Genomic DNA, 11955 nt, shown 5'->3' with positions numbered 1-11955 from the left:
GATGAGGATCTTGTGACCCATCTGCGCAAGCGCAGCCAGGGTGTTCTGAGAGGTGGTGGACTTGCCGATACCACCCTTGCCGTAAAACGCGATCTGTCGCAGCGACATCTTGCTCTCCTTCGAACCTATGCAGAAGACCACCGCGCACCTGGCGCGAGGCCGTTTCTCTCGTCAGCAATATCGGTCGGAAACGCCCCGCGGGTTACGGGAAGGAGCGCATCGCTGGCAGACCGGCCTAGGCGTGCACTCAGCCCTCACTCGCTGTTGCGCCAATGGAGGAGCAACCAGCGTGCCATTCGCGGGGCGTACCTCCAAATCTTTGATTTGCATCAAAATTACCGGAGCAAGGAGCGCCTTTGCGTGGTGTGCAGAACCTGACAGCGGGATGGGCTGTGTCGCAATTGGAACAACGCGAAGTCGTGTCGCCGCGGGATGTGTCGCGGGGGCCGAGACCGAACCTGCGGGCACGCGGCCGCCGGGCGTGGCCGCCCAACAGGCGGGATCCGCTCTGGCGGCTCCGGCGGCACGACAGGAACGGAACTTGCTTGAGGCCCTTTTCGTGCGCCCGGCCCGCTTCCTGAGCGGGCGAGCGAACGGGGGCACGAAACGCGCGTTGACGACCGGAGCGAGGGTGAGATGCAGATCGGCGTTGAGACTTCCAAGGCTGTGGACCAGCGGCGTGTCTTCGTCGTGGACGAGGACGAGATCACGCGCGCGGCGCTCCAGTTCATGCTGCACGACGAGATCGAGACCCACGAGCTCGCCACCCCCGAGGAGGCCTATGAGAAGGGCACCGGCTGGCTGGTGCCGCATGTGATCCTGCTCGGCGTCTCCCTGCTGAAGACCCGCGGTGACGGGCTCATCGCCGAGATGAAGGCGAAGTTCCCGGACGTGCGCATCCTCATCGTCACCGACAAGTCGGACGAGGCGGTTGCGGTGGGGGGCCTCAAGGCCGGCGCCCATGGCGCGGTGGTGAAGCCGCTGACGCTGGAAAGCGTGCGCAAGAAGGTGGACACCGTGCTCGGCCGCGGCGGCGCCGCCCCGCTGGTGCAGCTCTCCGTGATGAAATAGGCCCGCCGTGGCCAACGTCACCTTCTACGAGAAGCCGGGCTGCGGCACCAATGCCCGCCAGAAGCTCGCGTTGGCCAATGCCGGCCACACGCTGGAGGTGAAAAGCCTGCTGGCGGAGCCCTGGACGGCGGAGCGCCTGCGCGGCTTCTTCGGTGACACTCCGGTCGCCGCCTGGTTCAACCCGGCGGCGCCGAAGGTGAAGTCCGGTGCGGTGGATCCGGCATCCGTCGAAGCGGATGTCGCCATCGCGCTGATGCTGGCGGAGCCTCTGCTCATCCGCCGTCCCCTGGTGGAGACGGAGAACGGGTGCTGCGCCGGCTTCGACCGGGAGCCGGTCCTGTCCCTGCTGGGTCCGTCCCAACCGGGGGCGCGGCCGCTTGAAGGCTGCTCCAGCCCGCATCCGCACGAGCCGTGCCCCGAACCGGCCGAACCCAAGGCGCCCTGATCCATGAACGCAGCACTGCCCCCCGCGGCTCCGGCCGATACGGCGCTCGCCTATCATGTGCGCACCAAGCACAGCCTCAAGGGCTACGCGGCGGGGCCGGAAACCCTCGACTGGGACATGCAGCCCAATCCCTTCCGGGAGTTCGAGGGGTGTCCCCGCCTCACTTTGCCGGTGGCCGCCGAAGGGCTTCGCGTGGGCTTCGGCGAGATGGTCACGCCCGGCTCGGTTGCTGCCGCGCCGCTGGATCTGGCGGGCGTGGCGCTGCTGCTGGAACTGTCCTTCGGCCTCGCCGGCTGGAAGCAGTACGGGCCGGACCGCTGGGCCGTGCGCTGCAATCCCTCGAGCGGAAATCTGCATCCCACCGAGGCCTATGTGCTGGCGGAAGGGGTCGCGGGGCTGGCGGACGGCGTCCATCATTATGTGAGCCGGGACCACGCGCTGGAGCAGCGCTTCACCCCGCCGGCGCCGGCCTCGGTGGTGGTCGCGAGCTCCGCGGGCTTCGTGATGGAGCAGAGCTTCGCGCGGCCCCGGGTCGGACCGGCACGGCTTCATCTCGCGCTGTCCTCCATCCATTGGCGCGAGGCGTGGAAATATGGCGAGCGGGCCTTCCGCTATTGCCAGCTGGATCTCGGCCATGCGCTGGCCGCCGTGCGCTATGCCGCGGCCTGCCTCGGCTGGACCGCGCGCATGGTGGAGGGAGTCGGCAGCGCGGACATCGCGAAGCTCGGCGGCTTCGACCGGGCGGAGGATTTCGCCGGTGCGGAGCGGGAGGACCCCGACATCCTCATCCAGATCGCGCCGGGCACCGGTGCCGCCCTCCTGCCGGGCGCACCGGCCGCGACGGGCTGGGCCGGCAGGGCCAACGTGCTGGACCGGCATCCGCTCTACCGCTGGCCGGTCATTGATGCCGTGAGCGCGGCCACCCACGGCGGCGCGGCGAGCCTGGACCCCGCTCCCGACGGCGCTGCCGACCTGCCGCCGCGCGCGGTGACGAGCGCGGCCACGGCGTCCGCCGTCATTCTCGGCCGCCGCAGCGCCCAGCGCTTCGAGGCGAAGGGCAGCAGCATGCCGAAGGAGGTCTTCTTCGGCCTGCTGGACGCGCTGCTGCCGCGCGCCGCCGCGCCCTTCGATGCCTGGAGCTTTGCGCCGCGCCTCCATCCGCTGCTGTTCGTGCACCGCGTGGAGGGACTTGCGCCCGGCCTTTATGCGCTGCCGCGGCGGGAGGACATCATGCCGGCGCTGAAGGCGGCGCTCCGCTCCGATTTCCAGTGGACGCGGCCGGAAGGCTGCCCCGATTACCTGCCGTTCTATCGGCTGGTGGAAACGGACTGCCGCGGCATTGCCCGCACCATCAGCTGCCACCAGGCCATCGCCAGCGACAGCAGCTTCGCGGTGGCCATGCTCAGCGAGTTCGAGGCCACCGTGACCGCCGACCCCTGGCGCTACCGCCAGTTGCACTGGGAGGCCGGGCTCATCGGGCAGGTGCTCTATCTGGAGGCCGAGGCGGCCGGGTTCCGGGGAACCGGCATCGGCTGCTTCTTCGACGATGACCTGCACCGGCTCATCGGGCTCGAAAGCCTGCAGTTCCAGTCGCTCTATCATTTCACGGTGGGACGCCCCGCCATCGACACCCGCATCTCCTCCGAGCCGGCCTATCCCGGCCGCTCGGCGTGAGGGAGCTTCAGGAGGACGCCATGAGAGCGCGCATTCCCTTCCGCTGCATCGGCGTTGCGGAGGCCGCCTCCATCCTGGGTGAAGGCAAGGCCGTGCTGCTCGACGTGCGCGACGCCAACAGCTACGCTGCGGGCCATGTGGCGGGGGCGCGGAACATCACCTTCTCCGGCCTCTCCGACATCATCGGCGCCACCCCGAAGTCCCAGCCGGTGCTGATCTATTGCTATCACGGCAATGCCAGCCGCGAATATGCGCAGACCCTGTCGGACTTCGGCTTCGCCGAGGTGTTCAGCGTCGATGGCGGCTACGAGGCGTGGCGGGCCTTCGAAAGCGCGGGCGGGTCATCCGCAAGGCTCGATGCTGCCCTGTCCGCCTGGTTGGTCGGCGTCGGCTTTCCGGCCGACGGCGTGAACGCGACGGCGGAGAACGGCATGACCCCGCTCATGAAGGCGTCCCAGGAAGGGCTTGCCGATGTGGTGGGCGGCCTTATCGCCGCAGGCGCGGCGCTGGACGCCCGCAATGGGGACGGCAATACGGCGCTGTGGCTCGCCTGTGTCGGCAATCACCGGCACATCATCGACGTGCTGGTGGATGCCGGCATCGCCATCGACAGCCCCAACGACAATGGCGCCACCTCGCTGATGTATGCTGCATCCGCCGGCAGGGCCGAGGTGGTGGAAAAGCTGCTCGCCCGTGGCGCGGACCCGCGTCTGGAGACACAGGACGGCTTCTCCGCGCTGGATCTCGCCTCGACGATCGAATGCCTCAGGCTCCTGCGCAGCGCCACGAAGCGCGAGGCGGCTTCGGCGTGAGCCCCGCACGGGCTCGCCGCAAGCGCCTCAATTCTTGAGTTGACGCGTTTTCTTCATGCGAACGGGCATCGGCCTCGCTCGAAAATGTTTTCAGGCCGGTGCACCGCTGCCTATAAGCCTCCCAGCTGTATCGGGTCCGGCATAGGCGGGGGCGTGGCATGACCTATAAATGGTGGACACAGGCGAGTGTGGATGCCCTCCTCGCCGAGGACGCGCCCTATGGCGACCTGACCACCGAATCCCTTGCCCTCACCGGCCGCAAGGCGCGCCTCACCATGGCCATGCGGGCCGACGCCACCCTGTGCGGGGTGGAACTGGCGCGGGACCTGTTCGCAACCGCCGGGGCGGAGGCCGATGTGCTCGCGGCCACCGGCGCGCGGGCGCCCGCGGGTGAGACCATCCTGATGGCGCAGGGCGCTGCCGGCCCCATCTTCCGCGCCTGGAAGGTGGCGCAGACGCTGGTTGAATACCTCACCGGCATCTCGACCCTCACCGCCGACATCGTCGCCGCCGCCCGCGCCGTGAACCCGGACGTGGCGGTGGTGACCACGCGCAAGACCCTGCCGGGCGCGAAGGCCCAGATGATTGCCGCCATCCGCGCGGGCGGCGCCTTCCCCCACCGGCTCGGATTATCGGAAACGCTCCTGCTGTTTCCGGAACACCAGGCTTTCCTCGCCGACGCCGCAGCCGGGATCGCCGCGCTGCGCCGTGCCGCGCCGGAAAAGAAGGTGGTGGTGGAGGTGAAGACGCTGGACGAGGTGGACCATGTGCTGCCCGCAAATCCCGACGTGCTCCAGTGCGAGAAGATGACGCCGCAGGACATTGCCGAGGTCGCGCGCCGGGTGGCCGCCCGCGCGCCGGCGACGAAGGTCGCGGCGGCTGGCGGAGTCAACCTGGCCAACGCCGCCGCCTACGCCGCCGCGGGCGCCGACGTGCTGGTGACCTCGGCGCCCTACTGGGCCAAGCCGGCGGACGTGAAGGTGGTGATCACTCCGGCCTGATGCCATCGGTTGGTGGTCGTGAGCCCGCACGGCGCCTGATCTGAGCCCTCCAGCATCGGACAAGGGCCGGGGCCGTTGGCATGATGGCTTCGGGACCATGGACGTTTTATGCACCGGAAACTGCTTTTCCGTTCAGCCGGCCGCGACCATGAGCGGTTGTTCCACGGCCCGGACAAGAAAAAGCGCGCGCACGTCCGCAATGACTACGTAGTTCTACGGAGGTCTGCGCGACGAAAGCGTGGACCTTCTCTGTCACGAACCTGTCGAACCTCACACAAGCGGATCGGCTGTCACGTTTGCGACATCCTTGAAAATCGGTCTTTTTCTTCTAGTTCCAAAGACTTGTCCGGGTGGCACGGGCCTTGCCAGTCACGGTGGCAGGGGGCGCTCAGGCGCAGGTGGACGGACTGATGATCACGCTCACGACCAATGCTCTGTCGGCAATCAAGGCAGCCCTGTCGGGCTCGGCGCAGGCGGACGGTCTGCGCGTGGTTGCCAAGGCCGGCACGGGGGCTAGCGTGAACTACCTGATGCATCTCGAGAGCCGGGCGCGCGACGGCGACCTGATCCTCGAGCAGGGCGGCCTGAAGCTGTTCATCGACGGGGCGTCGCGATCGGTCGCCCGCGGCATCGTCATCGACTTCGTGGATTCGGCGACGGCGCGCGGCTTCGTGTTCGAGGACGATCCGGCGGCGCTGATGATGGCCAGCGGGGGCTTGCGGAACTGACGGGGGTCCGGGCCCAGCCCGGTGGAGTTCATTCATCCCCGGCCGACGCGGCGGGGGTAGATCGGAAGGGACCCATGCTCGCGAAGTCACCATCGGCCATATTGGCGCGCTCCAGCCGGGTATCTGCGGATGCCAGCGGTGCTGCTGCAGGGACGGTGCCGGCCCGCACGGTTTTTCTGAACGATACCACGCTCCGGGACGGCGAGCAGGCGCCGGGCGTCGCCTTCACGCGCCGTGAGAAGATCGAGATCGCCGAGCAGCTGGCCGCGGCCGGCGTGCCGGAAATCGAAGCCGGAACCCCGGCCATGGGCGACGAGGAGATCGAGACGCTGCGCTCCATCGTCTCCCTCAAGCTGCCGCTGCGCGTGGCCGCCTGGTGCCGCATGAGCGAGGAGGATCTCTTCGCGGCGGTGTCCTCGGGTGTGAGCTACGTGAACCTCTCCATCCCCACCTCCGACCGCCAGCTGAAGGGCAAGCTGAACCGCGACCGTGACTGGGCGCTCGGCGCCCTGCGCCATGTGGTGACGCTGGCGACGAAGCTCGGCTTCACCGCCGCCGTGGGCTGCGAGGACGCCTCCCGCGCCGATCCCGACTTCCTGTGCAGGGTGGCCGAGGTGGCGAAGGAGGCGGGCGCCTTCCGCCTGCGCCTCGCCGACACGCTGGGCGTGCTGGATCCCTTCTCCGCCTACGCTCTGGTGCGGCGGGTGGCCAATGCGACGGATCTCGAGATCGAGTTCCATGCCCACGACGATCTCGGCCTCGCCACGGCCAACACCCTCGCCGCCGTCACCGGCGGGGCGCGGCACGCCAGTGTCACGGTGGCGGGACTGGGCGAGCGGGCGGGCAATGCGGCGCTGGAGGAAGTGGCCATCGCCCTGCGCCAGACCTCCCGCTCCGAGACCGGTATCGACCCCCACGCGCTCCGCCCGCTGGCGCAGAAGGTGATGGAGGCGGCCGGTCGCCCCATGCCCCGCACCAAGGCCATCGTGGGCGAGGACATTTTTACCCACGAGAGCGGCATCCACGTCTCCGGCCTGCTCAAGGACCGCGGCACCTACGAGGCGCTGAGCCCCGAGATGCTGGGCCGGGCGCACCGTGTGGTGCTGGGCAAGCATTCCGGCCTCGCGGCCATCCTCAAGGCCCTGTCCGACCAGGGGCTGGCGGTGGACGAGGTGCGGGGCCGCGCCATCCTCGCCCGGGTGCGCGACTTCGCCACCCGCAGCAAGAATTCGGTGTCCCCGGAAGTGCTCAAGCGCTTCTACGAGGACAGTTTCACCGAAGAGGCGCTCAAGCGCCGCCACGCCGCAGTGATGGGAGTCTGACCCATGATCATGGGAAGCCCGAAATGGCAGGGGACGGACGTTCCGCTCGCATCCGCGTCGGCGGAGGCCGAAGCGGCGTCCGCCCTCTCGGTGTGGCGCCTCATCCGCGAGGATGTGGACTGCGTGAAGTCGCGGGATCCGGCGGCCCGCAACACCGTCGAGATCGTGCTCACCTATCCCGGCGTGCATGCGGTCATCTGGCACCGGCTCGCAAGCCGGCTGTGGCGGCGGGGCATCAAGTTCCCGGCCCGCTTCCTGTCCTGGCTCGGTCGCTTCCTGACCAATGTGGACATCCATCCCGGAGCCACCATCGGCCGGCGCTTCTTCATCGACCACGGCGCGTGCGTGGTGATCGGCGAGACCGCCGAGGTGGGGGACGACGTGACGCTGTATCATGGGGTCACCCTGGGCGGCACGTCCTGGACCGCGGGCAAGCGCCACCCCACCCTGCGCGACGGCGTGCTGGTGGGCGCGGGGGCCAAGATCCTCGGTCCCATCACGGTGGGAGCGGGCTGCCGCATCGGTGCCAATTCGGTGGTGATCGAGGACGTGCCCCCGGCCATGACGGTGGTGGGCATTCCCGGCCGGGTGGTGAAGCCCATGGCCGACCGCCGCCGTGTCGGCGACGGCCGCATCGACCTCGAGCATCACCTGATGCCGGACCCGGTGGGCGAGGCCATCGTCTCGCTGCTCGACCGGATCGAGTTCCTGGAGGCGCGCCTCGCGCACCTGCAGAGCGAGCGCCCGCGCGGTCGCAGCGCCACAGCGGACGAGGCGGCGTAAAGGCTGGCAGCGTTCGACAAGAATGACGAAAAGGAGGTCGCAATGTCGGTGGTCGACAAGCTGAAGTCCCTGCACAGCGCGGAAGAGTTCTTCGATCTGCTGCAGGTGGATTATCAGCCGGAAGTGCTGCAGGTGCTGCGCCTGCACATTCTGCGGCGCATGGGGCAATACCTCGTCTCCGCCGAGTTCGACGGCATGAGCGAGGAAGAGATCTTCTCGGCCGCCCAGTCCATGCTGGCCCAGGCCTATGAGGACTTCATCAAGTCCAATCCGATGGCCGAACGTGTGTTCAAGGTGCTGAAGGAGCACGATCCGAGCCGCCCGCCCGAGCCCGGCCCGAAGCCTGCCTTCGTGCCGTTGTCTTCCCTGAAGACGGGAAGCTGAGACTTTCGCCCTCACGTCGCGGCGCCCCCTGAGGCTCACCGTTTTGGTGTCCTCCGTCCGCGGCCTGACCACTCCCGCCGGAGGCTTTTGCCCCCGGTCGGCTGCCCTCTCCCCGCCCATTGTTTGTTGAATTTCAGACTTTTGTTTATGTTTTTCATTCGGCTGGTCGCTCGGCCGCATGCGGGGAGAGGGCAGATTTTTTGAAGGGTGGCGCCTTCGGTTGCCCGAACGGCTCGGGAGAGCCGGGTTTGCCGGTCCCGCGTCGGCTTGCAAAGCCGATCGCGCATCGCCGGCATTGCAGCGGCGGTTTCGGGAAATCGTCTTTCTCACTTCTGATCGGCCAGGGCCGCTTGTCCTCGGGCGACGCGGCGTTCTCCCGTGACGTGTCGCGGCATGGGGCTCCCTGGAGCCGGTCGCGCTCAAGTCCGCCATTCCGCCGGACGGCTGTCCAATCCCATTAGAGCACGCGCCGATCAGCTTGCATCGCAAGCTGATCGGCGCGTGCTCTTTCTTGAGTTTAGAGGGCGATTCACCGAGCAAATTGAATCAATTTGCTCGGATCGCGCTCTAGCATGTTCGCGCCGGCCACCCGTCCGGAGCCCGGCTGCGCTCATAAGGCCCGGCTGCCGGCGACATGGCCGACTATGGAGCGGCTCGCCTCAGGCTGCCCGCTCCGATGCCCGGGCTGCGCCCACGGTCATGGCGCGCACCGGAGTGCGGGTGCGGTGTCATTGATTGCTGGTCGTAGCTCCCGCTTGCCGCTGCAGCTTGCACGAGTGGTTCCGGGCGTGGTGCCGCCATGGCTATTTGGTGCAGCGCCGCCGCGCCCCGCCCGGCGCGGCGGCGTCAGGTCCGTTTCCGGGGCCGTGGCGGTAGGCCGATGGGTCCACCATGCGGGATCGTTTTCCGCATGGTGCAAATGGTGCGGAAAAGCGCCTGAAAAGGCCTGTTTCAGCAGCAAAAAGCGGACTTCTCACACTATTTGTGCAGTGCGGCCGTCTTGAACCCCAGGGCGGATGGGAGTAGTCAAGCGCCGCTCGTTTCCTGCGGCGGCTCGTCTCATGCGCCCGCCAGCAGATCGGTTTCCGGGGACAAGGGATGGCCCGCAACAAGATCGCCCTCATCGGGGCCGGACAGATTGGCGGCACGCTCGCCCTTCTGGCCGGGCTGAAGGAGTTGGGCGATATCGTTCTCTTCGATGTTGCGGAAGGCGTTCCGGAGGGCAAGGCCCTCGATCTCGCGCAGCTCTCGCCGGTGGAGGGCTTTGACGCCGCCTTCGCCGGCGCGTCGAGCTACGATGCCATTGCCGGCGCGGACGTGGTGATCGTCACCGCCGGCGTGCCGCGCAAGCCGGGCATGAGCCGCGACGATCTCCTCGCCATCAACCTCAAGGTGATGGAGCAGGTGGGCGCCGGCATCCGCAAATATGCGCCTGACGCTTTCGTCATCTGCATCACCAATCCGCTCGACGCCATGGTGTGGGCGCTCCAGCGCTGCAGCGGCCTGCCGCCGGAGAAGGTGGTGGGCATGGCGGGCGTGCTCGATTCCGCACGCTTCCGCCATTTCCTGGCCGAGGAGTTCGACGTCTCGGTGGAGGATGTGACCGCCTTCGTGATGGGCGGGCACGGCGACACCATGGTGCCGCTGGTGCGTTATTCGGCGGTCGGCGGCATCCCGGTGCCCGACCTCATCCGCATGGGCTGGACCAGCGAGGAGCGCATCGCCGACATCGTCCAGCGCACCCGCGACGGCGGCGCGGAGATCGTCAACCTGCTCAAGAGCGGCTCGGCCTTCTATGCGCCGGCGGCGGCGGCCATCGCCATGGCCGAGAGCTACCTCAGGGACAAGAAGCGCGTCCTGCCCGTCGCGGCGCTGCTCGATGGGGAATACGGGCTGAGGGACATCTATGTGGGCGTGCCGGCTGTCATCGGCGCGCGTGGTGTGGAGCGCATCGTGGAGGTCGAGCTCGACCGGTCCGAGCGTGCCATGTTCGAAAGATCGGTCGCTGCCGTCGAAGGACTGGTGGAGGCCTGCCTGAAGATCGCACCCGGCCTCGGGAAGTGATCTCGACAGTGACGGCGCGCCGCAGGGTGCGCCGTTTTCGTGCCGGCGGAACGACCGGTGAGGTGAAGGAGACGAATGCTCCCCTTCCGGGGACCCTGGGTTTCGCGGCGGCCTGAGCGGGCCGTCGCGGCACAAGGTTCCTTCTGCGGTGGAAGCGGCGCGGACCATCTGGCCCCGCATTTTGCGGGGCGCGGTCCGTCCGGGGCGGGGGAGGGGCGTTTCGCAACCCTGAGGGACGCAGAGATGAATATTCACGAGTACCAGGCCAAGGCGCTGCTGAAGAAGTACGGCGCGCCGGTCTCGCGCGGCGTGCCGGTGTTGAAGGTGGAAGAGGCCGAGGCTGCGGCCAAGGAGCTCGGCGGTCCGCTCTGGGTGGTGAAGTCCCAGATCCATGCCGGCGGTCGCGGCAAGGGCAAGTTCAAGGAGCCGGCGGCTGGCGACAAGGGCGGCGTGCGCCTCGCCAAGTCCATCGACGAGGTGAAGACCTTCGTCTCGCAGATGCTCGGCAACACCCTCGTCACCATCCAGACCGGCCCGGCCGGCAAGCAGGTGAACCGCCTGTACCTGGAAGACGGCTCGGACATCGAGAAGGAGTTCTACATCTCCCTTCTCGTGGACCGCGCGACCTCGCACGTGGCCTTCGTGGTATCCACCGAAGGCGGCATGGACATCGAGGAAGTGGCCCATTCCCATCCTGAGAAGATCATCACCTTCTCGGTGGACCCGGTCACTGGCGTGCAGGGCTTCCACGGCCGCAAGATCGCCAAGGCCCTCGGCCTCTCGGGCGACCTCGCCAAGCAGGCGGGCAAGCTCGCCGAGGTGCTCTACACCGCCTTCGTCGATACCGACATGGCGATGCTGGAGATCAACCCGCTGATCGTCACCAAGGACGCCCAGCTGCGCGTGCTCGACGCCAAGGTCACGTTCGATTCCAACGCCTTGTTCCGCCATCCCGAGCTCGCCGAGCTGCGCGACCTGACGGAGGAGGACGAGAAGGAGATCGCGGCCTCCAAGTACGACCTCGCTTATATCGCGCTGGACGGCACCATCGGCTGCATGGTGAACGGCGCGGGCCTCGCCATGGCGACGCTCGACATCATCCAGCTCTACGGCGAGAGCCCGGCGAACTTCCTCGACGTGGGCGGCGGCGCCAACGAGGAGAAGGTGACGGCCGCCTTCAAGATCATCACCGCCGATCCCAACGTGAAGGGCATCCTCGTCAACATCTTCGGCGGCATCATGCAGTGCGACGTGATCGCGCGCGGCGTGCTGGCGGCGGTGAAGGCGGTGGGCCTCGAGGTTCCGCTGGTGGTGCGCCTCGAAGGCACCAACGTGGAAGAAGGCAAGAAGATCATCCGGGAGTCGGGTCTGAACGTGATCCCGGCGGATGACCTCGATGACGCGGCGCAGAAGATCGTCGCCGCCGTGAAGAAGGAAGCTGCGTGATGTCCGTGCTTATCGACGCCAACACGAAGGTCATCACCCAGGGCTTCACCGGCAAGAACGGCACCTTCCACGCCCAGCAGGCTATTGCCTATGGGACCAAGATGGTCGGCGGCACCTCGCCGGGCAAGGGCGGCTCCACCCATCTCGGCCTGCCGGTGTTCGACACCGTGATCGAGGCCAGGGAGGCGACCGGGGCCGACGCCTCGGTGATCTACGTGCCGCCGC

Annotated in this window: 12 protein-coding genes and 1 pseudogene; 12 read left to right on the top strand and 1 reads right to left on the bottom strand. The window is 67.8% G+C overall.

The window, feature by feature from the left end:
- The coding region (locus tag K9U40_RS19565; protein ID WP_282891086.1) for an ArsA-related P-loop ATPase at window positions 1-108 on the bottom strand (108 nt) is incomplete at its 3' end.
- 528 nt (window positions 109-636) lie between these two features.
- Between K9U40_RS19565 and K9U40_RS19560 the strand changes: the two genes are divergently transcribed.
- From K9U40_RS19560 to K9U40_RS19505, 12 genes and pseudogenes are all read left to right on the top strand, one after another.
- Window positions 637-1071 (top strand): response regulator transcription factor, encoded by a 435-nt coding sequence (locus K9U40_RS19560; protein ID WP_282891813.1) that lies wholly within the window; start codon window positions 637-639, stop codon window positions 1069-1071.
- 7 nt (window positions 1072-1078) lie between these two features.
- Window positions 1079-1516, top strand: a complete 438-nt coding sequence (locus tag K9U40_RS19555) for an ArsC/Spx/MgsR family protein (protein ID WP_282891812.1) — start codon at window positions 1079-1081, stop codon at window positions 1514-1516.
- Between the two features lie 3 nt (window positions 1517-1519).
- A complete protein-coding gene (locus K9U40_RS19550; RefSeq protein WP_282891811.1) occupies window positions 1520-3190 on the top strand; it encodes a SagB/ThcOx family dehydrogenase in 1671 nt (556 codons plus the stop codon).
- A gap of 20 nt (window positions 3191-3210) precedes the next feature.
- Window positions 3211-4002, top strand: a complete 792-nt coding sequence (locus tag K9U40_RS19545; protein WP_282891810.1) for an ankyrin repeat domain-containing protein — start codon at window positions 3211-3213, stop codon at window positions 4000-4002.
- Between the two features lie 158 nt (window positions 4003-4160).
- Complete coding sequence (gene modD / locus K9U40_RS19540) at window positions 4161-5003, top strand: ModD protein (protein WP_282891809.1); 843 nt, start codon at window positions 4161-4163, stop codon at window positions 5001-5003.
- A 410-nt stretch (window positions 5004-5413) separates the two neighbouring features.
- On the top strand, window positions 5414-5731 hold the full coding sequence (locus K9U40_RS19535; protein ID WP_282891808.1) for a HesB/IscA family protein: 318 nt from the start codon (window positions 5414-5416) through the stop codon (window positions 5729-5731).
- Between the two features lie 74 nt (window positions 5732-5805).
- Complete coding sequence (nifV, locus tag K9U40_RS19530) at window positions 5806-7053, top strand: homocitrate synthase (protein WP_282891807.1); 1248 nt, start codon at window positions 5806-5808, stop codon at window positions 7051-7053.
- A gap of 3 nt (window positions 7054-7056) precedes the next feature.
- On the top strand, window positions 7057-7836 hold the full coding sequence (cysE, locus tag K9U40_RS19525; RefSeq protein WP_282891806.1) for a serine O-acetyltransferase: 780 nt from the start codon (window positions 7057-7059) through the stop codon (window positions 7834-7836).
- 42 nt (window positions 7837-7878) lie between these two features.
- The gene (gene nifW / locus K9U40_RS19520; RefSeq protein WP_282891805.1) at window positions 7879-8220 is read left to right on the top strand and encodes a nitrogenase stabilizing/protective protein NifW; all 342 of its coding nucleotides are present in this window, start codon (window positions 7879-7881) and stop codon (window positions 8218-8220) included.
- 1098 nt (window positions 8221-9318) lie between these two features.
- Window positions 9319-10284 (top strand): malate dehydrogenase, encoded by a 966-nt coding sequence (mdh, locus tag K9U40_RS19515; protein ID WP_282891804.1) that lies wholly within the window; start codon window positions 9319-9321, stop codon window positions 10282-10284.
- Between the two features lie 243 nt (window positions 10285-10527).
- Window positions 10528-11730: an ADP-forming succinate--CoA ligase subunit beta gene (gene sucC, locus K9U40_RS19510; RefSeq protein ID WP_282891803.1), complete on the top strand. Its 1203-nt coding sequence runs from the start codon at window positions 10528-10530 to the stop codon at window positions 11728-11730.
- Window positions 11730-11955: pseudogene (locus K9U40_RS19505) on the top strand (succinate--CoA ligase subunit alpha); the annotation flags it as partial. The gene sucC and the pseudogene K9U40_RS19505, both read left to right, overlap by 1 nt.

It is taken from the genome of Xanthobacter autotrophicus, assembly GCF_030015065.1.
GTDB classification, from domain to species: Bacteria; Pseudomonadota; Alphaproteobacteria; order Rhizobiales; family Xanthobacteraceae; genus Xanthobacter; species Xanthobacter autotrophicus_D.
The sequence above is the reverse complement of the archived record's forward strand: the minus strand, read 5'-3'. Positions and strand labels throughout refer to the sequence as shown.